Consider the following 23,614-nt stretch of genomic DNA (forward strand, 5'->3'; position numbering starts at 1 on the left):
TAACATCGCTGATCGACATAACATCTTTCATCAATATTACGTGGGTAAACTAGCTTCGAAGTCATTACTTTCGAATTGGTTATTAATATACCACAAAGAAAATATATTACAAATATATAGTGAGTCAAATCACACATTTTCAATAAAACCTACAATCATCTCGGAATTATTGGTAATAAAATTACACAATCCGCGTTTTATTTTTGAAGTGGATTGCAAAATAAATGCAACTTATTGAGTAGTTCAATGATAACTTACGAGTTACTACTCATTTATGAATCTACTCTCACTGAAAAATCCCCTTCCGTGCTACTACTCGATTCAACGACTCAATGGTATGCTGTCACACAAATATTGCCCCGTAGACAGGTTATTTCTCTACATTATTAACCTTTATTCGCGATTTAATCGGGGTATAGATAAATAAAGGAGTCATCTATGTCTGAGTTCCATTCTGAAATTAGCACCCTATCACCAGCTCCAGTTTGGCAGTTTTTCGATAAAATCTGCTCAATTCCACATCCTTCAAAACATGAAGAAGCGCTCGCTCAAGCCATTATTGGTTGGGTAACAGAGCTTGGCTTGGAAGTTCGCCGTGATGCAACGGGCAACGTGTTTATCAAAAAGCCAGCGACACCGGGAATGGAGAATAAAAAAGGTGTGGTGCTTCAGGCTCATATCGATATGGTTCCTCAGAAGAATGAAGATACCGACCATGACTTCACCAAAGATCCAATCCAACCTTATATTGATGGTGAATGGGTAACCGCAAAAGGCACCACATTAGGTGCTGATAACGGTATGGGCATGGCGGCATGTTTAGCTGTATTGGCTTCAACAGACATCAAACACGGTCCACTAGAAGTCTTGCTGACGATTGACGAAGAAGCGGGAATGACTGGCGCATTCGGTCTTGAAGCTGGTTGGTTAGAAGGTGAAATTCTTCTAAACACCGATTCAGAACAAGAAGGCGAAGTTTACATGGGCTGTGCTGGCGGCGTTGATGCTTCAATGAAGTTCAACATCAAGCGTGAAGCAATCCCAACCAATTTTGTCATTCGTCAACTTGTACTTAAAGGTCTGAAAGGCGGTCACTCAGGATGTGATATCCATACGGGTCGTGGTAACGCAAACAAGTTACTTGCTCGTTTCTTAGCGGGGCACGCAAATGAGTTGGATCTGCGCTTAGTCGAATTCCGTGGTGGTAGCTTACGTAACGCCATTCCACGTGAAGCATTTGTGACTGTGGCTCTTCCTGCGGAAAATGAAGCGAAGTTAGCGGAGCTATACAGCTTCTATACCAATCTAATAAAAGAAGAACTTGGTAAAGTTGAAACTAACATTGTCACATTCAACGAAGCTCAGCCAACCGCTGTTGATATGTTTACAGTTGAAACGCAGAAACCATTTATTGCTGCACTAAACGCTTGCCCTAACGGCGTTATCCGTATGAGTGATGACATTGAAGGTGTGGTAGAAACGTCATTAAACGTAGGCGTGATTAAAACGGAAGAGAACCAAGTCACCGTACTTTGCCTAATCCGCTCGTTGATCGATTCAGGTCGCAGCCAGGTTGAAGGAATGCTAGCGTCAGTCGCTGAACTTGCAGGTGCATCAATTCAATTTTCAGGCGCGTACCCCGGCTGGAAACCAGACGCAGATTCAGAAATCATGCATATCTTCCGCGACATGTATGAAGGCATCTATGGTAACAAACCAAACATAATGGTCATTCACGCAGGTCTTGAGTGTGGTCTGTTTAAGAAACCTTACCCAAATATGGACATGGTTTCTTTTGGTCCAACGATTAAATTCCCACACTCTCCAGATGAAAAAGTGAAAATCGATACTGTTGGATTATTCTGGGAACAAATGGTTACACTGCTGGAAAACATCCCAGCTAAATCTTAAGCTTTTTTAACAAAAAAGCCTGACACCGAGCCGAAGCTGACAGCTTCGGCTTTTTTGCTTATGAACAAATATTTTTGTCGATACGACCATTTTTTTCATTAGCGAGAGAATAATCACTACTGTTAGAGTGCGCGTCCTTGAAGTTCCCAGAGAAGTTCACCACACTCTATTCAAGGTATTACCTCTTTTGTGGGCTGTACTTCATTTCAGCCTTAAGTAAATTCCAAACAAAACACTAAGATACTGCGATGAAAGAAAAAATGACTGTCGGATGGCGAGAGAGACTTAGCCTTCCAGGGTTAGGTATTGAAAAAATTAAAGCGAAAATCGATACCGGAGCCCGCACATCTTGCTTACACGCATTTAAGTTAGAGAGCTTTACTAAAGAAGATAAACTTTGGGTTCGCTTCTGGATCCACCCAAATCAACATGATGTGGATACTGTGGTAGTTTGTGAGGCTGAAGTAATAGAAGAGAGAACTGTACGAGACTCAGGTGGTCATGAAGAATCTCGTTACGTTATTAAGTCCGACATCAGTTTAGGCGGACAAACGTGGCCTGCGGAAATTACATTAACCAATAGAGAAAATATGGCATTCCGCATGCTTTTAGGTCGCACCGCGATGCACCATAGGATTGTTGTTGATCCAACAGCATCGTTTTTAATTCCTTTTGAGGCACCCAAGTTATGAAAATTGGTATTCTGTCACGCAACTCTTCGCTATATTCAACCAAGCGATTAATCGAAGCTTGTAAGCAACGAGGGCACGAAGTAAAAGTGATTGATGCTTTACGTTGTTACATGAATATCAATTCAGACAAACCTGAAATCCATTTTAAAGGTGAAGAGCTGGCAGGATTTGATGCGGTTATTCCTCGAATTGGCGCATCAGTTACCTTTTATGGTACAGCGGTATTACGTCAGTTTGAAATGATGGGTGTCTACCCAGCCAACGAATCTGTCGCGATCAGTCGCTCAAGAGATAAGTTACGCTCAATGCAACTGCTATCTCGTAAAGGCATTGGTATGCCAATTACAGGTTTCGCAAGCAAGCCAGATGATGTTAAAGACCTCCTAGACATGGTTGGCGGCGCACCTGTGGTGATTAAACTACTTGAAGGGACTCAAGGGATCGGTGTTGTTCTTGCCGAAACTCGTAAAGCAGCAGAAAGTGTTATCGAAGCCTTTATGGGCCTGAAAGCGAACATAATGGTTCAAGAATATATTAAAGAAGCTGGCGGCGCGGATATTCGCTGTTTCGTCATTGGTGATAAAGTTATCGCAGCAATGAAGCGACAAGGGGCTGAAGGCGAGTTCCGTTCTAACCTTCACCGTGGTGGTTCAGCATCACTGATTAAGATCACACCACAAGAACGTAAAACAGCTATTGAAGCCGCTAAAATCATGGGACTCAATGTCGCTGGTGTTGATTTACTTCGTTCTGCAAGAGGACCTTTGGTCATGGAAGTAAACTCTTCGCCAGGCTTAGAAGGCATTGAAGCTGCAACCGGAAAAGATATCGCCGGTATGATTGTCGAATTTCTAGAAAAAAATGCGGCAAGTAAAAGGACAAGAACACGTGGTAAAGGCTAGAAAATATAAGAATACAGCATACGAATTTCTGGGGGAGAAAATTCCCCCAGCAACCAAACAAGTCATCGAACTGGAAGGTGCGAAACTCTATACTCATTCGCCCCTTTCTATTCCTATCGAAATCATTCATGGCGCTTCACCGGGCCCGGTGCTTATGGTTAACGCCGCCATCCATGGTGACGAACTCAATGGTGTTGAGATCGTAAGACAACTTATCAACTCCATCGATCCTACTAAGCTCAAAGGTACTCTTATTACCGTACCTATCGTAAACGTCTTCGGCTTTATTCATAAGTCACGTTACTTACCAGACAGACGCGACTTAAACCGCTGCTTCCCCGGCAGTGACAGCGGATCGCTGGCTTCAAGAATGGCACACATCTTCTTTTCTCAAGTCGCGTTGAAATGTGATTACATCATAGACCTGCATACTGGTGCGATTCACAGAACAAACCTCCCTCAGATTCGAGCAGACTTAAGCAATCCAGAAACACTGCGTATTGCACAAGCTTTCGCGACACCAGTAATTCTGGATTCCCCGCTCAGAATGGGCTCTCTACGTAGTGAAGCAGAAAAATCCGGTATCACAGTACTGACTTATGAAGCTGGTGAAGCGCTTCGTTTTGAGCCTATTGCGATCAGTGCTGGTGTCGTTGGTGTAAAACGCGTGATGCAAACTATTGGTATGCTGCGCGCCAGCCGCAAAAAACTGCCAAGCTCAGTGATCGCAAAATCGACCAGTTGGTTACGAGCCGAAGCAGACGGTATCTTACGTACCGTAGTGTCACTCGGCGATCGTGTAGAAAAAGGACAAGTATTGGCTTACATCAACTCACCTTTGGGCAACGTCGAAGTTGAAGTCAAAGCCAACAAAGGCGGTATTGTAATCGGTCAGCAGACACTACCTTTAGTGAATGAAGGTGATGCAGTATTCCACCTCGCTTACTTCACTCAAAATGACGACATGGTTGAACAACTGGTTGGTGATTTCATTGAAGAGTTTATCGAAGTGGATTTAGAGCCACTCACCACGGGGCAAATAATGCCACCATCACCCTCGGAATAACGAGAAAATATAGACTCTCATTTTCATGCATAAAAAAACCTTGGTATCACTACCAAGGTTTTTTGTTTCGGCTTGGACTAACCAAACGACGCCCAGATAACTGTTGCCACTAAAATTGGGCAGACAAACTTCACATACCAAGGCCAGATTTTTCCAAACGTGCTTTGACGGAATTCCGGGAAGCCTTGCTCCAATTCTTTGAGCTTAGCATTACGATTCCATACCCAGCCACCAAACAAACAGAACATCAATGCGGCGGTTGGTTGCAAGTATTGCGTAGCCGTAGTTGCCACTAAGCCAAACAGTTGACCAAAGTTGTAAACAATCACCACACTAAACAGAGCAATCAGTCCACCTAATACCCAACTGGTTGGCGTACGTTTAGTGTTAAAGCGTTCTGAAACCAGAGCGACAGGACATTCCAACATAGAGATCGAAGAAGTTAGCGCAGCAATCGTCAATAACAAGAAGAACACGATTGCAAATAGCTGCCCTAATAAGCCTAGGCTATCAAACATTAATGGTAGAACCGTAAAGACTAAAGTATCTGAACTCAGTAGCGAACCATCTTCTGCGTATATCTGAACACCTTTGTTCATTGCAACAAACATGGCAGGAAGAACGACAAGACCAGCAATAAAAGCAACACCGGTATCCACTAACGTCACGTTCATCGCCATTTTCGGCAGATTCTCTTTCTTACTTAAGTAAGAGCCGTAAATTAGCATTGAGCAGCCACCAATGGTCAAAGAGAAGAATCCCTGCCCCATCGCCGCCAAGATCATTTTGCGATCAAAAATCTTGTCAAAATCCGGAACCAGATAATGTTGCAGGCCTTGCATAGCGCCTGGTTGCATCATGATGTAAATGAACAGAACACCAAATAGAACAAACAGCGCTGGCATTAAGCGAGTTGACCACTTTTCAATACCTTGTTTTATGCCACCTTGAACAATCAAGATAGTAAGAACATAGAAAACCAAAGTGCCGAATAAGTTACGTTCAACACTAAAACCTTTAAACCAAGCAGTCGCACTTTCCATACCCAGCACATCGGTGATAGCGCCGAGCATAAAGCAAATTATCCACCCACCAACAATGCTATAAAACGCTAATACTGCGCTTGGAACGCTAAGACCTAGCCAACCCACTAAGGCACCAGCTTTTTTAGCCATAGGATTAGGCGTAAGTGAACGCATACTATCAACAGGGTTTGCTTGACCTGAACGTCCAATCGCCATTTCGACCACCAGCATAGGAAACGCAACCACTAAAATGAGAACCAAATAGACTAACAGGAATGCGCCACCGCCATTACTGGCTGCCTGAGTGGGGAAACCCCAAATATTTCCAAGGCCAACTGCAGCACCTGCTGCGGCCAAAACAAACCCAAGGCGTGAGCCAAAAGTTTCGCGGGTATTACTCGATGCCATTACTACTCACAAATATCACTAAACTAGTTGACTAGTACATTAAATGAAATTGACTAGTGACACAATAAACACCAGTACAGTTTGCTGCTTTAATAGACAAATATTTAGTATTTATTACGTAATAATTAATTTACACCGACTAAACGAACGGAATGTTTGTTAAATTGTTGTACAACGTACTGATCTCGGCCATTCTTCTTAGCCAAATACAACACCTGATCAGCCTGATGAAACAATTCTTGATATCGGTTTTTCGATTTGAATACCGCCGTTATGACCGTTACCAACGAACACTAATATTGTTAAAAATAATCTCACCTTCAAATAGAACAAAGTAAAAAAAGAGCGCTTGATGCGCTCTCTTAGTTTAGATCGTAAAGACTTGGTAATTCTTTAGTTCAGGTATCTTTTTGTGCAATTCTTGCTCCTGCTCAACAATATCATCAAGAGATTCACACAGTTCTTTGCCTTCTTTTTCCACCGTAGCCTCATGCTCTCTCAAGCGAGCTTCGAACTTAGCAGTCAGTTCACTCATGGTGTTGCCTAATTCGGTCAGGTTTATCCCACCATCCTGTTTCATCTTTTCAGATACGGCATCAAACGCACTCGAGAAAAACTCCTGACTAAACATCGCTTTTGCTTTTTCAAAATCTTGTTGCCATTGCTGAGTCATAGATTCAAAGGTATTAGCAGGTAAAACGAAATCTCCACCTTGGTAATAACGGCTTTCTACGTCAGCAAAAAAATCTTTCATAGACTGTTTAACACCTTCAAATGCATTAGGTGCATCAAGGCTTGCTGCTACATCGTCTAGTAGGTCACTGGCGACATCCATTCCTTTCTGAGCCAGCTCTTTCGCACGGGGAACAGCTGAACTGACACTTTCTCGATAAGATTGGATCGCTTGTTGTTGAGAACCGTCCAACTCAATTTGTTCGCCATGAAGATAGAGACGATTACTCTCGTCCATCACAGCAGTATCACCACGGGTTGTATGTATTTCAACACTGGAACCACTTAGATGAACTTCATTTTGCACGTCGATTTTACACTGAGCAGCCCAAACAGAAGAGCTACACAATAAAGAAGCGATTAAAATTGTCTTTTTCATACCTGTCTCTCAGGCCAGTTGACCTTTAAAAATTAAATTTTGCTTAACAATATCGGAGGTTGATTAGTGATACGTTAGTGCCGTGTCAGTTATTGTGCTCAAAGCGCTTAGAGTTGAGGATATAGTGTAAATGGAACGCTTAAATACTCGTGTATCTTAAGCTAAATCAGACTATAGAAAAAAGCTTAAAAGAAACTGAGCTGCTTAGATTGTTCTTCTGGTTTTAACATCACTGACAGTCCTAGCAAGCGGATCTCTCGTCCCTTTTGACGTTTGAGAACATCACTGAGCAACTGCCTGAAATCATCCAACTCTAACTGTGGGTGGATATGTTCTATGGTCGTAAGCTGAAAGTCTGCAAATTTCACCTTAATACCCTGCTTAATGATCGCTTTATCCGGACTCGCTTTTGCTAAGCGGATATCCAGCTCAGGAAACAGTTTACCCTCGATGATTTGCCAACACTCTTCATAAGTCGAAATATTCTGGCTGAAAGTACGTTCTACACCGACAGACTTGCGCTCTCGTTCTACGATCACTTCGCGATTATCAATCCCGTGGCTCTTTTTCCATAACGACGCTCCTAAGCGGCCAAACTTTCTCAGCAACTCGCGGTAGTCACTATTCTTGATGTCTTCACAAAGAAAAAAGCCAGCTTGATGTAGCTTTTCTAAACTCACCTTCCCGACTCCGGGAATTTTCTCTAGCGGCAGCTTATCAACGGTAGATTGAACCTCTTCCGGCGTAACAACAAACTGACCGTTAGGCTTATTGATATCAGAAGCGACTTTTGCCAAGAATTTTATCGGTGCGACTCCCGCTGATGCCGTCAAATCAAGCTCATTCCAAATGTCTCTGCGAATTGCCTGAGCGATCAACGTGGCACTTCCATGGCAGAGTTCAACATCGGTAACATCCAGAAAAGCTTCATCTAAGGATAACGGTTCAATGATTGAGGTATAACGTTGGAAAATGGCGTGAATTTTACGTGATACATCTTTATATACAGACATTCTCCCGGGCACCACCAAGAGTTGAGGACACAACTTCAAAGCTTGAGCCGTTGGCATAGCAGAACGGACGCCAAATTTACGCGCCTCATAGTTACAGGTGCTCAGCACCCCTCTTTGTTTCTCATGCCCACCGACAGCTAACGGCCTGCCGCGATATTGCGGGTTATCACGCATCTCTACTGCGGCATAAAAACAATCCATATCAATATGAATGATTTTTCTCGTCGATTCTTGTTCCACACGCCACCAAACAACTGTACATAAACACAGTTATTGTAGAACCAATTTAAGCAAAACGAAAACAACTTTCTTACCCTGACAAAATACCGACACAGTCTGTCGATTAATCATCTTATTCCTACATATGCCAATTCTGTTCTCATGTATAAAAGGCACCCTGTTAAAAAACCATCAATCGGCATCGATTTCAATCAAGGCAAAGCTATCGTGAATCGTTCAAGCAACTCTGTACTCGTTATAGATGGAAGTCGCATTTTTCGTAACTACCTTAGCACTCATCTTTCAGAGCTAGGGTTCGAGGTCACTGTGTGTGAGGATCTCGTACAAACCAAGCAAGTGCTTGAGCAGCGAACTGACTTCGCCTTTGTCGTGTCGTGTTACCACCTTATTGATGCTGAAGATGGAGTGATCATCGATCTCTTATTGAGCAGAAATCTAAAAGTCGTCGTACTTACCGCTAAATTCGAGCAAGAAACTCGACAAGAATTTCTGAAGAAGGGCGTCCTCGATTACATTCTTAAAGACAGCCTAAGCTCGGTGCAATACGTCATCCCGTTTGCTAAACGAATTAAGAACAACCAGTTTCATCATGCACTGGTTGTTGATGACAGCACCATGATTCGCCGTACCATTTGTCAGCTACTAGAATCGCAATACATTCGCACGACTCAAGCAGGCAATGGTGAGGAAGCACTGCAAAAACTGACTGAAAATCCTGACATCAGCCTTATCATCAGTGACAACTATATGCCTGAAATGACTGGGCTTGAGATGATTCGCGAAATTCGCCGTCACTCTGCTCACGATGGTATTTCGATTCTTGGGTTATCTGGTTCAGACGATAAAACCATCACTGCTCAGTATTTAAAAGCGGGTGCTAATGACTTCTTGCATAAGCCGTTTAATCAGGAAGAACTGTTTTGTCGCGTAAACCAACTGCTTAACATGCAGGAAGCGACAAAGGAACTGTTTAAACTTGCCAACCAGGACGCGCTAACAGGTCTGTGGAATCGCCGTTACTTATTCGACACCGTTGGTAAAAATGAAGCCGAACGCTGCATTGCGATGCTTGATATCGACTTCTTTAAAAAGGTCAATGATAACTACGGTCACGATGGTGGCGACGCCGCTTTGACTCACATCTCAGGTATTCTCAAGGCCTTTTTCGGTGATCAAACCGTTGCCCGATTTGGTGGCGAAGAGTTCTGCATTCACTATGACGGTGAGTTCGAGAAATTCTGTAAGCAGCTTGAACGAATGCGTCGATGTATTGAAGCTGATCAGGTTGAACATCAAGGCCAAGTAATCAAATACACCATCAGCATTGGTGCCACATCCATGAAAGGTACCCTTGACCAACAGATAAAAGTCGCGGATATGCGACTGTACAATGCCAAAGAAGGTGGACGAAACCAACTGGTTAACGCCTAGAATCTAACGCCTTAAATCTAGTTCCTTAAAGCCATACTCAAACAAAAAGGGTTCTATCTAACGATAGAACCCTTTTTTAATCAAAACTGCTGACACGTTTACGCGATGCGGTCTTTTTCCCAAGCAGCCAATTTCTCAGCTCTTGCCGCTTCACGAGCTTCTCGCTTTTTGCGTGCGTCACATGGCTCAGGACAATTACACACTTTCTCAATGCCAACTGCACCTAAACCACCACAGCTGCCTTTGACGACTTTCTTCTGGAAAATATAACCGACAGCCATCGCTGCGATAACAGCCAGAAAGACGCCGAAAGTAATCAGAAACGTACTCATAATGACAATCTCACTTCTGCTATTTGCGGTTTAAGAATGGTTTGAATGCGCTTGAAGAGATCTCTTCAAAACCGTCATCCGTTTTCACAATCATAAACACAGGAATGTTATTTTGCTCTGCGATCTCAATGCCTTTGACTTCGCCTAGCACCATTAACCCCGTTGCAAGACCATCCGCTGTCATACAGGATTTATCTAATACAGTTACCGAGACAACACGGTTGTTAATTGGGCGCCCTGTTTGGGGATTGATAATATGCGAGTAACGCACACCATCACGCTCAAAGTAGTTACGATAATCACCAGAGGTAGCAATTGCATAGTCACCCGGTTCAATGACTTCTTGAATCGTACGTTCATCCACTGTCGGTTTTTCTACCGCGATACGCCAGCCGACACCTTCACGATTGACACCTTTCAAACGGATTTCACCACCCACTTCCACCATGTAGTTAGCAACGCCCTGAGATTCAATATAGTCAGCAACCACATCTACACCCCAACCTTTGGCAATCGTCGAAAGGTCTACGTACAAATGAGGAAGGTCTTTACTCAGCTTGTTGCCTTCAACACTCAAATGCTCAATACCGATGTTCGCTTTACGCTCTGCCAACTCTTCTTCGGTAGGAACCACTTCTGGACGCGCTTCTGGGCCAAATCCCCACAAGTTAACCAATGGGCCTACAGTGACATCAAGAGCTCCTAACGTCACTCCGTTAAGACGAATCGCTTCACGCACCACTGTTGCCGTCTGAGGTGAAACTTCAAATGGAGTGGTCTCTTGAAACTGGTTAAAACGGCTCAGCTCTGACGTTTTACGGTACGTTGACATCTGGTCGTTTACTTCTTCAAGTAAGCGATCGATCTCTTTGTGCAGATCTTCAGAAGACGGAATACCATCTTGTTTAAGATACTTAATGTTGTATGTGGTACCCATCGTTGGGCCGCTTAAATGAACTTGCTCGACTGGTTTTTCACAACCAGCTAAAAGCAATAAAGAAGCTAATGCAACAAGCCAAGTTTTCACTTGTTTACTCCTATAGAGATAAGTAGATATAGAGAATCCATGTGTTATTCAGCACATAAACCTTACGAGATTCTCTATACAAACTTCAAAAAATTATGGCTGACTCAAATGAGTCAGCCATTAAATCAGACGCTTAGCGGAGATTAACCACCGAAGTCATCCAACAAGATGTTTTCATCTTCTACACCAAGATCTTTCAGCATGCCGATAACAGCAGCGTTCATCATCGGTGGACCACACATGTAGTATTCACAATCTTCAGGAGCTTCGTGATCCTTCAGGTAGTTTTCATACAATACGTTGTGGATGAAGCCTGTGTAACCATCCCAGTTATCTTCTGGTTGCGGGTCAGACAGCGCACAGTGCCATACGAAGTTGTCATTCTCAGCCGCTAGGCCGTCGAAGTCTTCCACGTAGAACATTTCACGCTTAGAACGAGCACCGTACCAGTAAGACATCTTACGCTTAGATTTCAGACGTTTTAGCTGATCGAAGATGTGTGAACGCATTGGAGCCATACCAGCACCACCACCCACAAATACCATTTCAGCATCTGTATCTTTCGCGAAGAACTCACCAAATGGACCAGAAATCGTACATTTATCACCAGCTTTTAGAGACCAAATGTACGAAGACATTTGACCCGGCGGTACGTTTGGATTGTTTGGCGGCGGAGTCGCGATACGTACGTTTAGCATAATAATGCCGAACTCTTCAGGGTAGTTCGCCATAGAGTATGCACGAATGATATCTTCATCTACCTTAGACTCGTAGCGGAACAGGTTAAACTTGTCCCAGTCGCCACGGTACTCTTCAGGTACATCGTAATCCGCGTATTTAACGTGGTGAGCAGGAGCTTCAATCTGGATGTAACCACCAGCACGGAAAGGTACTGATTCGCCATCTGGAATTTGTAGCTTAAGCTCTTTAATGAATGTTGCTTTGTTATCGTTAGAGATAACAGTACATTCCCACTTCTTAACACCGAAGATCTCTTCTGGAAGTTCGATCTCCATGTCAGCTTTCACTGCAACCTGACACGCTAGACGTTCACCTTCACGAGCTTCACCTTTAGTAATGTGGTCAAGCTCGGTCGGTAGAATATCACCACCGCCAGATTTAATTTTTACGCGACACTGACCACAAGAGCCACCGCCACCACATGCCGAAGACACGAATACGCCAGAATTCGCCAATGCGCCAAGAAGCTTGCCGCCTGGAGAAGTAACGATCGATTTGTCTGCATCGCCATTGATTGAGATTGTAATGTCACCTGTTGGTACTAGCTTAGATTTAGCGAATAGAATCACTAGAACTAGCGCTAGAACAATCAGAGTAAACATCACTACACCAAGAATAATGTCCATTGACTATTCCTTAATTGTTGCGGTTTACCCGTCTTACAGTTGAACACCAGAGAATGACATAAAGCCAAGCGCCATTAGACCAGCAGTGATAAAGGTAATACCTAGACCACGTAGACCCGGAGGCACGTCTGAATACTTCATTTTCTCACGGATACCTGCAAGAGCGACGATAGCTAGCATCCAGCCCAAACCTGAACCGAAACCATAAACTACAGACTCTGCGAAATTGTAATCACGCTGAACCATGAAAGATACACCACCAAAGATTGCACAGTTAACTGTTATCAATGGAAGGAAGATACCTAACGCGTTGTACAGAGGCGGGAAGAAACGGTCTAAGATCATTTCTAGAATCTGTACTAATGCAGCGATTACACCGATAAAGGTAATGAAGTTAAGGAAACTTAAATCCACACCTTCAGCAAGCGCATCTGGTTTAAGAACTAGGTTGTAAACTAGGTTGTTCACAGGAACAGAGATGGTTAATACCACTGTTACCGCAATACCTAGACCAAATGATGTCTTAACTTTCTTCGATACCGCCAAGAAGGTACACATACCTAAGAAGAAAGACAGTGCCATGTTCTCGATGAAAATCGATTTCACCATCAAACTAATATAATGTTCCATGACAACCTTACTCCTTCGCTTCTACTTGTTCAGGCTTGAAGGTACGAATCGCCCAAATCATAAATCCGATCAGGAAGAAAGCCGAAGGTGCTAATAGCATTAAACCATTTGGCTGGTACCAACCACCATCTCTAACTAACGGTAGAACTTCCATACCAAACAACTTGCCAGAGCCAAACAACTCGCGGAAGAAGCCAACAGTGATAAGAACGAAACCATAACCCAAACCGTTACCAATACCATCAATTAAAGAAGGAATCGGAGCAGACTTCATAGCGAACGCTTCAGCACGGCCCATTACGATACAGTTAGTAATGATAAGACCAACGAAAACTGAAAGCTGTTTAGAGATATCGTATAGATACGCCTTCAAGATTTGGTCTACCACAATTACTAACGATGCAATGATCGCCATCTGTACGATGATACGTACACTACTAGGAATGTGGTTGCGAATAAGAGAAACGAAAAAGTTAGACAAAGCCGTTACAAACATTACCGCTAGAGTCATAACAAAAGCCGTTTCAAGCTTGGTCGTTACTGCAAGAGCAGAACAAACACCAAGAACTTGTAGCGCGATTGGGTTGTTATCCAATACAGGCGCTAACACACTCTTTTTAATATCTTTTGCGCTAGACATTAGTTCAGACCTCCGTCACGAACTTTTGCTAGGAATGGACCAAAGCCCATATCACCTAACCAGAAGTCGAATGTGTGTTGAACACCGTTACTGGTTAATGTTGCACCTGATAAGGCATCAACACCATGCTCAGAACCTTGTGGTGCGCCACCTTTTACAACTTTAATTGCAGGTTTGTGGTTCTCATCGAACAGTTTCTTACCTACGAACTGAGCACGCCAGTTAGGGTTTTCAACTTCACCACCCAATCCAGGAGTTTCGCCTTGTTCGTAGTATGTAATACCAGCAACTGTGTTACCGTCGGTTTCCACAGCTACAAATGCATACATCATAGACCATAGGCCGTTACCATGAACGGGTAAAATTACTTTAGATACTTTGTCACCATCTTTCACAAGGTAAACAACACTTGTGTTTGAGCGGCGAAGGATTTTTGCAACATCTTCCTCAGGAGACAGTTTTACTGATTCACTAGGAGTTTTTGCAGCTTTACGCTGATCAAAAGTTGTTGCATCACCTTTAACAAAGTCGCCACTGTCAAGGTCAATAAGACGAGGTTCAATGTACTTAGAGTACAACTCTGGAATCTTACCTTGTTCAGTGATACCTGCTACTTGAACGATTTTGCTTTGCTTATCAAGCAGAGCATTCGCTTTTTGCTTGTCTCGCAGGCCAACAGCCGCTGTCGATACAATGATTGAGCACACTAGGCTCAATGCGATAACAACAAACAGCGTTTTCTTAATGCTATCGTTATTACTTGCCATAGCGCGATAATCTCCGCTTGATGTTTTTCTCTACCACAATATGGTCGAACAGAGGAGCAAATAGGTTAGCGAATAGAATCGCTAGCATCATGCCTTCTGGGTATGCAGGGTTAACCACACGGATTAGTACACACATAGCACCAATCAAAATACCGTATGCCCACTTACCTTTATCTGTAAACGACGCAGATACTGGGTCCGTTGCCATGAAGAACATACCGAATGCGAAACCACCTAGAACTAGGTGCCAATGCCAAGGCATGTTGAACATCATGTTGGTGTCAGAACCAATCACGTTGAACAACGTAGAAAGAGCAATCATACCGATCATCACACCAGCGATAATGCGCCATGAAGCAATACCCATGTAAACAATGAATGCCGCACCGATTGCTAGAGCAAGCGTAGACACTTCACCAATTGAACCTGGAATATTACCAATGAATGCATCCATCCAAGTGATTGCTTGACCTGTTGCAGCATTCATCAGAGCACCGCTACCACCTTGAGTCCATTGACTAAGAGCAGTTGCGCCTGAGAAACCGTCCGCAGCGGTCCAAACTAAATCACCAGAGATTTGCGCTGGGTATGCAAAGAATAAGAATGCACGACCTGCTAGAGCTGGGTTTAGGAAGTTACGACCAGTACCACCAAAGATTTCTTTCGCCACAACAACACCGAAGGTGATACCTAGCGCTGCTTGCCATAGAGGAAGCGTTGGTGGAACGATCAATGCGAAAAGAATCGAAGTTACAAAGAAACCTTCGTTTACTTCGTGCTTACGCACCATACAGAACAATACTTCCCAGAAACCACCAACAATAAAAACTGTTGCATAAATTGGAAGGAAGTAAGTTGCACCTAACAGAATTTTACTGCCCCAACCTGCATCAGACGACATAGTGCCGCCTAGCATTTCAGTCAGCCAGTAATGCCAGTTGCCATCAACGATGGTTGCAAGTTGATCACTTGCGTACAAGTGATGAAGTGCAGAGATAGCCTGGCCACCTGCGTTATACATACCCCAGAACATTGCTGGGAACACAGCTAACCAAACCATGATCATGATACGTTTTAAATCAACGCTATCACGGACATGAGCGCCTCGCTTTGTCACAAGACCTGGCGTATAAAACAGAGTCGCAGCAGCTTCATACAAAGCAAACCATTTCTCGTGTTTACCACCTGGTTCAAAGTGATGCTCGATGTCTTCAAGAAACTTTTTAAGGCCCATGAAAATTACCCTTCTTTCTCAATCTTATCGAGGCATTCACGAAGTAACGGACCGTACTCGTATTTACCAGGACATACAAAGGTACACAATGCTAGATCTTCTTCATCAAGTTCCAATGCGCCAAGGCGTACTGCACTATCAGTGTCACCAGCACACAGATCACGAAGCAACAGAGTTGGCTCCATATCTAGCGGCATAACTTTTTCATAGTTACCAATTGGCACCATTGCGCGATCACTACCGTTAGTCGTCGTTGTCATGTTGAACAACTGACCTTTGAATAAGTGACCTAAGAATGAGCGAGTAACAGAGAACTTGTTCTTACCAGGCATTGCCCAACCAAACAGTTCTTTCTCACGACCTTCGCGAAGAACAGAAACCTGTAAGTGGTAACGACCTAAGTAAGCGTGTGGACCTGAAGCTTTAGTACCTGTTAGTACTGAACCAGAGATCACGCGAACTTCGCCAGGCATCATTTCGCTATCCGTCAATTGCTCTAGGCTTGCACCTATTACAGTACGGATTAATCGAGGATTATTTACGACAGGGCCAGCAAGAGAAATAACACGCTCGCTGTATAACTCACCAGTAAGGAACAATTTACCTACAGCGATAACGTCCTGGTAGTTAATGTACCATGCCACATTTTCTGCATTTACAGGATGCAGGAAATGCATGTGTGTACCAGCTAAACCTGCTGGGTGAGGGCCGTCAAAGACATGTTCTTCAACATTAGACTGAGTTGAGCGTGGTAAGCTGGTACCTTTTTTACAAACGTACACCTTACCTTCAGTCAAAGCTGAAAGTACATCAAGACCAGCAACGAAGGCTTCCGAATTGTCGTTGATGATAACCGTCGGCTCTGCTGCTAATGGATTAGTATCCATGGCAGAAACAAAAATAGCCTTAGTCGTCGAATCAACTGCAGGAACCTTGCTGAACGGACGAGTACGCAGCGATGTCCAAAGACCAGAATCGACCAGTTGAGTTTTCACCGCTTCGCGGTCAAGACTTCCTAATTGATTCGCTTCAAACTTGTCGAACGTCACTTGGTCATCACCTGCAACTTCAATCACTACAGACTGAAGTACACGTTTTGCACCACGATTAATTTCAACAACTTTACCGCTGACCGGTGAAGTAAATTTCACTCCCGGATTCTTCTTATCTTCAAAAAGAACTTGAGCTTTCTTTACTTCATCACCTACGCGAACATGCATAGTAGGACGCATGCCGACGTACTCTTCGCCAAGCAAGGCGACTTTGTTGATGGCTTTGCCATCATTAATCACCTGGGAAGGAGTTCCTGCGATAGGAAGGTCCAAACCCTTTTTTATTGTAATCATACGCACTTGCACTACTTTATCGGGAAAAAGATTCATTCATTGCGCAAATTGGAGGCGGTGGTCATCCGTACTTCTACTGGAAGTGTGTAATGACAAAACTAAACCGTCTCTAGACACGACATTATTATATCTGCCCGCCTTGGTTATTTAATCACCAAAAGCGCAACATACTTTTAAAAATCACATTACAGATTTGAGATGAGATTTATCAAGGGCGGTAGTTTAGCACCTTTTACGAATACGATGCCATTCAAGATCTCTAGATTCGTGATTTTATTTGGGCACAAATTCGTTTAAAAGGCGCATTAATAATCATTATTTTGATATGTCGCACAATTATTTTCACCACCTCAATATCAGGGTTATTTTTTGCGTTTTTTTTGAAAAAAATGGTTTTATGCCACTTTACAGAATGGTAGCTGTATTAAAATTGTTAAACAATCACCCAAAAAAGAGCGAAAAATGATCACCTAGCTCATCACTATCCACCCAAACACATCGGGCTATCTGGCGCTTTTTTCTTCAATTCATTCCACTCTTGTGGTGTGTAAGTATGTATAGCCAGAGCATGAATATGGTTGCTTAACTCTTCCGACAAAGTCTGATTCACTTGGCGGTGACGCATAATCAAACGTTGCCCCTCAAAGCTCGAAGTAACAATCACAACTTTAAAGTGACTCTCTGAGCCGGGTGCCACATTATGCATATAGCTTTCATTCACAACCTGCAGATATTCGGGTTGAAATTTATCTTGCAGCTTAGTCTCAATGACTTGTTGAATCATAATGCTCCCTTCTTTTACACAGTGATATAACAAAACCAACAAACAGTTTACTTTGGCGAGCTTTGCTTTGACAAACACAAACCATAGGTTAGGCCAACAAATTGCCAGCGAAAGGTTTATGTTTCTTGATCATCGAGCATCTGAGACAATAATAGTGTCTTTAAAACTATCAATTAAACCGAATATGAAAACTGAGCTTTCGCTATTTGAACGCACGCTAACACTTCATCGCTTCCCGATTCGTAACAATGAGCTTCTGCAAGCTTGGGATGCGGGTGATGAGTATCTGATCTCGCATATTGAAGAGCTAGCGCTAACCTCATCAAAACGCATTTTGATTTTAAACGATTCATTCGGCGCACTCAGTTGCTGGTTTTCAGCGCAACACCAAGTGTTCATGATGAGTGATTCGTTCATTGCTCACAAAGCAACACTGGAAAACTTAAAACGTAACTCTTGCAATGACGTGACACTTCTCAACACCATGGATGAGATACCTAACGACATCGATCTGGTGTTGATGCAAATCCCTCGAAATAACCGTCATTTGGTATGGGTTCTGAGTAAACTTCGTCAATCCCTAGACGAAAAGTGCCCCATTATTTCAGTCAACAAAGCAAAAGAAATTCATTCTTCAACACTGCAGTTGTTTGAGAAGTATTTGGGTGACACTAAGACATCTCTGGCATGGAAAAAACACCGTTTAGTGTTTTCTTTTGCTAATTGCACACCGGTGCCAAATGTGGATGAAGAAGTACGATGGGAAGTCGAAAACGAACAAATGAGTTTAGTGAATCTTCCCAACGTGTATTCTGGTGAGAGTCTAGACCAAGGCGCGCGCTTGCTGCTTGAACATTTGCCGAGTGAAGATCTGACAGACTTCATCGACCTAGGTTGTGGAAATGGCGTGTTATCGATAAAACTGGCGCGGTTAAATCCTAATGCCTCGATTACCTGTGTTGACGAGAGCTTTATGGCGGTAGAAGCAGCCAGACGTAACCTGAATAACAATTTGCTCACGCAACCCGAGATAACCTGTACCGCGAACAATTGCTTAGATGATTTTGAAACTGAGAGCGCTTCGTTTATCGTATGCAATCCCCCTTTCCACCAACAACAAGCGATCACAGACCATATCGCATGGCAGATGTTCTGTGATTCAAAGCAAGTTCTTAAAAAAGGGGGCAAATTATTGGTTATCGGCAATCGCCACCTCGGATACGATATAAAACTTGCTCGCCTTTTCGGTCACACACAAGTAAAGACTGTCGCTAGCAACAATAAATTTGTTATCTTACAAGCTACTAAGTATTAGGGTCTGGTGACCTTAAGCATGTTCCTGACATGCCAAAACAAACGAAAGGAATTGACCATGAAAAAACTGGTTCTCGCAGCTTCTATTGCTTTATTGGCCGCTTGCTCTGCACCTCAACAACAGCAGATAAGCTTAAACCCTACAGCTGTTTTAAGTAACAGTGATATTGTGACAAACAGCAAGTTCACTTTGGTTAGTAAAGACGTTCGCTCTGCGCAATATGTTGCTTTAGTCGATAGCGGCCGCAACAACATCGAACCTGTTCATGCACGCCAAAACGTTCGTATCGCTTTGGAGAATGCACTTTCAAGCCAGTTTGATTCTCAAGGATTCACTATCACAGTTAACAGCGAAAACATGCTGACGCTTGAAATCCAAGAAGCCTTGGTGACTGTGACTCATACCATCATGGAAAATGAGATGAACGGTAAAGTTCTGCTACAACTGACCGCAGAAACGCCAAAAGGTAAATTAGTGAAGAGCTATACAGGTACAGCAAAACGTACAGGTGCTCTAAGCGCTTCAAATGAAGATATTGAACAAGTTCTGAACGATGTTGTGAATCTCGTCCTAAAAGAAATCGCAGCGGACACAGAACTGCAAAACTATATGAAGGAGCGTTTCAATGGTTAAAACCCTATCCATGGTGAAAGGCTCTTTGGCAGCGCTCGCTATCGCTGCGAGCAGCTATGTTTGGGCAGGGCCTCAAGTTGAAGTTGAAACCACTTTAGGCACTTTCACCATTGAATTGAATGAAGAACAAGCGCCAATCAGTGTTGCTAACTTCCTTCGTTACGTTGAAGACGGCAGTTATGTCGGTACTATCTTCCACCGCATCATCCCGGGCTTTATGGCACAAGGTGGCGGTTTCGATACCGACATGAAGCAAGTCAGCACCTATGCTCCAATTCAAAATGAAGCGAGCAACGGTTTACGCAATGACACCGCGACAATTGCTATGGCTCGTACCAACGATCCAAATTCAGCCACGCGTCAGTTCTATATCAACCTCGTTGATAACGATTTTCTGAACTACGGTCAACGCCCACCGGGCTACGCTGTGTTTGGTCAAGTCACTAAAGGTTTTGAAGTCATTCAAAAGATGGCTCAACAACCTACTCGATCAATTGGCTATATGAAGGATGTTCCTGTAACACCTATCATCATCACCAACGCCACTCTGATTAAATAACACCTAAAGCTCCGATTTATTCGGAGCTCTTTTTCCGACAAGGAAAGCTCCATGCAACAAGAAAATCAATCTCTCACTTGGGTTGAAACTATCCGTAGCTACTTCGATAAACGTCTGCTTTGGGTATTGATGCTCGGATGCTCCAGCGGTTTCCCTTGGGTATTGATTGGCTCAAACATGTCTGGCTGGTTAAAAGATGCAGGACTGACTCGCAGTGCCATTGGCTATTTCGGCAGTGTGTTTGCGGTTTACGCGATTAACTTTTTATGGGCACCAGCGGTTGACCGAGTCCGCCTACCAGTTCTGCACTCTCTGCTTGGGCAGCGTCGCAGTTGGATACTCCTTTGTCAGGTTCTGATTTTAATCTGTACTCTGTTTATTGCTGGCGTAAACCCAGCGACAAATTTGATGCTGACATCCATGCTCGCCCTAGGTATTGCGATTGCTTCTGCAACTCAGGATATTGCGGTTGATGCGTTTCGTATTGATACCTTTCCGAAATCGGAATCCAGTAAACTGCCACAAGCTTCAGCTATGGCGGTGATTGGTTGGTGGACAGGCTATTCGGTTCCCGGCTATCTGGCATTTATCAATGCTGATTCAATGGGCTGGAATGGTGTGTACTACGGCATGGCTGCCATCGTAGGTGTGTTGATTCTGTTTACCCTTCTGGTTGGCGAACCAAACACCAATCGTGAAGCGCTGCAGAAACAGGCTGAGCAACGACACAACAAAGTGGTCAATTCAAAGATATTGGCTTGGTTGAGTGTAACCGTACTGGAGCCATTCATTGATTTCTTCCGCCGCAATGGTACTTCGGTTGCTATCACACTGTTGTTGTTCGTTTTCCTATTTAAGATTGGTGAAGCGTTCCTCGGCCGAATGTCTATCGCGTTTTACAAAGAAATCGGCTTCAGCAACGAGCAGATTGGTTATTACTCCAAATTAATTGGTTGGGGTATTACTATGCTGTTTACCCTGATTGGCAGCATGGTCAACGTGCGTTTTGGTATTGTTCGCGGTTTGATGATTGGTGGTATCGCCATGTCAGCCAGTAACTTAATGTTCTCTTGGATTGCTCAGGTTGGTCCAAATGAACATCTGTTCCTTGCCACTATTATTGTCGATAACTTCACCACGGCATTTTCTACTGTCGCCTTTGTCTCCTTCTTAACGGTGATGACAGGGCAAGCCTTCTCTGCAACTCAGTACGCCTTGCTAGCCTCATTAGGTAACTTCGGCCGCACCACACTGGCCTCATTCAGTGGCGAGCTGGCAGACTACTTAAATGACTGGTCTCTGTTCTTTATTCTGACCGCTTTGATGGTTATTCCAAGTTTGATCATGCTGTATACGCTGCGTCATTACTTTACAGACCTGTTAAACAAAGCAAGAAATCACAAAGAAGAACTGGTAGAAGAGAAAATAGTGAAATAAAAACAAGAGGGGACCTAAGGTTCCCTCTTGTTTACCCACTGAGTTATTCGTAGTCATCCAAATGAATGCGCGGTGCTCTTGCGGCATTCACCGCGCAGATAAGAGCAAGAGTCCCTGCGAGCAAAAAACCCGTCTGGAAAGCATTAGAAATCACAGGCTGCGGTGTATTGAGTAACTCACTGAGTGAGCCTTCTGCACTGAAATTCGGAATCAGTGAGTAAATTAATGTACCAAACACCGCTGTCCCTACAGAAGCACCGACAGAACGGCTTAGCGATCCCATTGATGTGATTCGGCCTAAATTTTCTTTTCCAGCAATGGTCTGAATTTGCAGTTGAGTCGACGGCATAACCGTTCCGAAACCCAATCCACATAAGCAACCAAATAAACTCACAACATAAGGCCCGAAATCAAACATCGCCAATGAGAAAAATGCCAGACAGCTTAACGACATGCCCATCACCGGCATCCATTTAGGGATAGCCGTTTTGGCGATAACCTTACCTGTAATATAAGAACCACTAATCATTCCCGCAGACAACGGCATCAACAGTAGTCCAGCAGTCGCAGCCGAAGTGTTAAGACCCACCTGAAGATAAATTGGTAAGAAGAACACTAATGAAAACAAGCACGCTGCAAATAAGAAGGTGGAAGTCAGTGGAATATAGATTTCTTTTTGCACTAATAGCCGCAAAGGAAGAAACGAGTGAGAAACCCTTTTCTGCTGCACGACAAACACAACTAGCAAGACAGCGAAAGTGGCCAACAACGTAATGCTGGTTGAGGAACTCCACGAAAAGTAATGCCCACCAGCAGACAACCAATAAATAATTGCAGTCATCATGCTTGGAAATAGTATTAATCCAAAGAAATCTATTGGCTTTTTCTCGACTTTACGGCTGACTTGCTCCAGTTTTGCTAAACGATACAGTGCAAATCCAATTAGGGGTAAGTTAAACCAAAACAACCAATGCCAAGTTAAATAGGTCACCACAACGCCGCCAAGCACGGGGCCACAGATACTGGATAAAGCAAACAAAGAGGCAAAATAACCTTGGAACTTTGCTCTTTGTCTGGGCGGAACATATTCACTAATCAAAGCTTGAGACAGGCTCATTAAGCCGCCACTCCCTAGCCCCTGAACAATTCGGCCAAACACTAAACCATGCATACTCACTGCTAACGCACAAACTACAGAGCCAACAGCGAAAATGCAGAGTGCAATCATCAACATCTTTTTACGACCATACTGATCACCAAGCCAACCATACACAGGTACGGAAGCCGCACCCGCAAGCATATAACCAATTGCAATCCACGATGAAAGCTGAATATTACCCAAATCTCTGACCATGACGGGTGTTGCGGTTGCTAGCAGTGTTTGATCGATAGCCGCCAAAAACATCGGCAAAAAGACTGTGGTAAAGATGGTAAGAAAGGTTTTCTTATCTATCGGCTCCGCCATGGTATTCCTTCATTGATAACCAGAGCCAACATTATACACTGAAATAGTGTTTTATTAATCTTATAGCCTCCAATAGGTCCACTTCGATACTTGATATAAGCCACTGTATAAAAAGATTAAACCAACACATTTAATAAAAATAACTTGCACAAATTATTTTTAAATGAACAAAACAAACCTTTCATTTCCTGCCTAGATTGACCACAAAAAAAAGCTGAACAAAGTCGGTCACGAAGACAGGCAAAAGCCCCAAAACTTATATAAAACAAGGCTTACAAA

Annotated in this window: 22 protein-coding genes; 9 read left to right on the forward strand and 13 right to left on the reverse strand. The window is 43.5% G+C overall.

The window, feature by feature from the left end:
- Window positions 1-438 precede the first annotated feature (438 nt).
- The 4 genes from P4S58_RS11485 to P4S58_RS11500 all read left to right on the forward strand — a co-directional run bounded on the left by P4S58_RS11485 (window position 439) and on the right by P4S58_RS11500 (window position 4,571).
- Complete coding sequence (locus P4S58_RS11485; protein ID WP_337164034.1) at window positions 439-1,911, forward strand: aminoacyl-histidine dipeptidase; 1,473 nt, start codon at window positions 439-441, stop codon at window positions 1,909-1,911.
- Window positions 1,912-2,159: 248 nt separating this feature from the next.
- A complete protein-coding gene (locus P4S58_RS11490) occupies window positions 2,160-2,603 on the forward strand; it encodes an ATP-dependent zinc protease family protein (RefSeq protein WP_042480196.1) in 444 nt (147 codons plus the stop codon).
- The gene (gene rimK / locus P4S58_RS11495) at window positions 2,600-3,505 is read left to right on the forward strand and encodes a 30S ribosomal protein S6--L-glutamate ligase (RefSeq protein ID WP_042480199.1); all 906 of its coding nucleotides are present in this window, start codon (window positions 2,600-2,602) and stop codon (window positions 3,503-3,505) included. Before P4S58_RS11490 ends, rimK begins: the two co-directional genes overlap by 4 nt.
- Window positions 3,465-4,571, forward strand: coding sequence for a succinylglutamate desuccinylase/aspartoacylase family protein (locus P4S58_RS11500; protein WP_102954352.1), 1,107 nt, complete (start codon window positions 3,465-3,467; stop codon window positions 4,569-4,571). Before rimK ends, P4S58_RS11500 begins: the two co-directional genes overlap by 41 nt.
- 77 nt (window positions 4,572-4,648) lie before the next feature.
- On the opposite strand, the gene P4S58_RS11505 is transcribed toward P4S58_RS11500, so the two are convergent.
- From P4S58_RS11505 to dinB, 3 genes are all read right to left on the reverse strand, one after another.
- Window positions 4,649-6,004: a sodium-dependent transporter gene (locus tag P4S58_RS11505; protein WP_337164035.1), complete on the reverse strand. Its 1,356-nt coding sequence runs from the start codon at window positions 6,002-6,004 to the stop codon at window positions 4,649-4,651.
- A 367-nt stretch (window positions 6,005-6,371) separates the two neighbouring features.
- Window positions 6,372-7,115 (reverse strand): YggN family protein, encoded by a 744-nt coding sequence (locus tag P4S58_RS11510; RefSeq protein WP_042480205.1) that lies wholly within the window; start codon window positions 7,113-7,115, stop codon window positions 6,372-6,374.
- Window positions 7,116-7,300: 185 nt separating this feature from the next.
- A complete protein-coding gene (gene dinB / locus P4S58_RS11515; protein ID WP_337164036.1) occupies window positions 7,301-8,368 on the reverse strand; it encodes a DNA polymerase IV in 1,068 nt (355 codons plus the stop codon).
- Between the two features lie 141 nt (window positions 8,369-8,509).
- Between dinB and P4S58_RS11520 the strand changes: the two genes are divergently transcribed.
- Entirely contained in the window at window positions 8,510-9,799 is a 1,290-nt protein-coding gene (locus tag P4S58_RS11520; RefSeq protein ID WP_102966125.1) for a GGDEF domain-containing response regulator, read from the forward strand.
- A 98-nt stretch (window positions 9,800-9,897) separates the two neighbouring features.
- On the opposite strand, the gene nqrM is transcribed toward P4S58_RS11520, so the two are convergent.
- The 9 genes from nqrM to P4S58_RS11565 all read right to left on the reverse strand — a co-directional run bounded on the left by nqrM (window position 9,898) and on the right by P4S58_RS11565 (window position 17,926).
- Window positions 9,898-10,131, reverse strand: a complete 234-nt coding sequence (gene nqrM / locus P4S58_RS11525; RefSeq protein ID WP_042480206.1) for a (Na+)-NQR maturation NqrM — start codon at window positions 10,129-10,131, stop codon at window positions 9,898-9,900.
- A gap of 19 nt (window positions 10,132-10,150) precedes the next feature.
- Window positions 10,151-11,158 carry an FAD:protein FMN transferase gene (locus P4S58_RS11530; protein WP_269348662.1) on the reverse strand — a complete coding sequence of 336 codons (1,008 nt, stop codon included), beginning with the start codon at window positions 11,156-11,158 and terminating at the stop codon, window positions 10,151-10,153.
- Window positions 11,159-11,301: 143 nt separating this feature from the next.
- Entirely contained in the window at window positions 11,302-12,525 is a 1,224-nt protein-coding gene (gene nqrF, locus P4S58_RS11535) for an NADH:ubiquinone reductase (Na(+)-transporting) subunit F (protein WP_042480211.1), read from the reverse strand.
- A gap of 33 nt (window positions 12,526-12,558) precedes the next feature.
- A complete protein-coding gene (gene nqrE, locus P4S58_RS11540) occupies window positions 12,559-13,155 on the reverse strand; it encodes an NADH:ubiquinone reductase (Na(+)-transporting) subunit E (protein ID WP_042480213.1) in 597 nt (198 codons plus the stop codon).
- Window positions 13,156-13,162: 7 nt separating this feature from the next.
- Entirely contained in the window at window positions 13,163-13,795 is a 633-nt protein-coding gene (locus tag P4S58_RS11545) for an NADH:ubiquinone reductase (Na(+)-transporting) subunit D (protein WP_042480215.1), read from the reverse strand.
- On the reverse strand, window positions 13,795-14,562 hold the full coding sequence (locus P4S58_RS11550) for a Na(+)-translocating NADH-quinone reductase subunit C (RefSeq protein WP_042480217.1): 768 nt from the start codon (window positions 14,560-14,562) through the stop codon (window positions 13,795-13,797). Before P4S58_RS11550 ends, P4S58_RS11545 begins: the two co-directional genes overlap by 1 nt.
- Window positions 14,552-15,796: an NADH:ubiquinone reductase (Na(+)-transporting) subunit B gene (locus P4S58_RS11555; protein WP_042480219.1), complete on the reverse strand. Its 1,245-nt coding sequence runs from the start codon at window positions 15,794-15,796 to the stop codon at window positions 14,552-14,554. Before P4S58_RS11555 ends, P4S58_RS11550 begins: the two co-directional genes overlap by 11 nt.
- A 5-nt stretch (window positions 15,797-15,801) precedes the next feature.
- The gene (locus P4S58_RS11560) at window positions 15,802-17,142 is read right to left on the reverse strand and encodes a Na(+)-translocating NADH-quinone reductase subunit A (RefSeq protein WP_042480768.1); all 1,341 of its coding nucleotides are present in this window, start codon (window positions 17,140-17,142) and stop codon (window positions 15,802-15,804) included.
- Window positions 17,143-17,623: 481 nt separating this feature from the next.
- Window positions 17,624-17,926: a BolA/IbaG family iron-sulfur metabolism protein gene (locus P4S58_RS11565; RefSeq protein ID WP_042480221.1), complete on the reverse strand. Its 303-nt coding sequence runs from the start codon at window positions 17,924-17,926 to the stop codon at window positions 17,624-17,626.
- A gap of 184 nt (window positions 17,927-18,110) precedes the next feature.
- On the opposite strand from P4S58_RS11565, the gene P4S58_RS11570 reads away from it, so the two are divergent.
- From P4S58_RS11570 to P4S58_RS11585, 4 genes are read left to right on the forward strand one after another with little or no spacing between them, the layout of a single operon-like run.
- On the forward strand, window positions 18,111-19,241 hold the full coding sequence (locus P4S58_RS11570; RefSeq protein ID WP_042480770.1) for a methyltransferase: 1,131 nt from the start codon (window positions 18,111-18,113) through the stop codon (window positions 19,239-19,241).
- A gap of 57 nt (window positions 19,242-19,298) precedes the next feature.
- Window positions 19,299-19,874: a YajG family lipoprotein gene (locus P4S58_RS11575; protein WP_042480223.1), complete on the forward strand. Its 576-nt coding sequence runs from the start codon at window positions 19,299-19,301 to the stop codon at window positions 19,872-19,874.
- A gap of 10 nt (window positions 19,875-19,884) precedes the next feature.
- Window positions 19,885-20,433, forward strand: a complete 549-nt coding sequence (locus P4S58_RS11580; RefSeq protein ID WP_102986806.1) for a peptidylprolyl isomerase — start codon at window positions 19,885-19,887, stop codon at window positions 20,431-20,433.
- Window positions 20,434-20,484: 51 nt separating this feature from the next.
- Window positions 20,485-21,870 (forward strand): AmpG family muropeptide MFS transporter, encoded by a 1,386-nt coding sequence (locus P4S58_RS11585; protein WP_102986763.1) that lies wholly within the window; start codon window positions 20,485-20,487, stop codon window positions 21,868-21,870.
- A gap of 43 nt (window positions 21,871-21,913) precedes the next feature.
- Here P4S58_RS11585 and P4S58_RS11590 read toward each other — a convergent pair whose 3' ends face one another.
- The gene (locus P4S58_RS11590) at window positions 21,914-23,335 is read right to left on the reverse strand and encodes an MDR family MFS transporter (protein WP_102968966.1); all 1,422 of its coding nucleotides are present in this window, start codon (window positions 23,333-23,335) and stop codon (window positions 21,914-21,916) included.
- Between the last annotated feature and the right edge of the window lie 279 nt (window positions 23,336-23,614).

The organism is Vibrio sp. Hal054 (assembly GCF_037162405.1).
Taxonomy (GTDB): domain Bacteria; phylum Pseudomonadota; class Gammaproteobacteria; order Enterobacterales; family Vibrionaceae; genus Vibrio; species Vibrio diazotrophicus.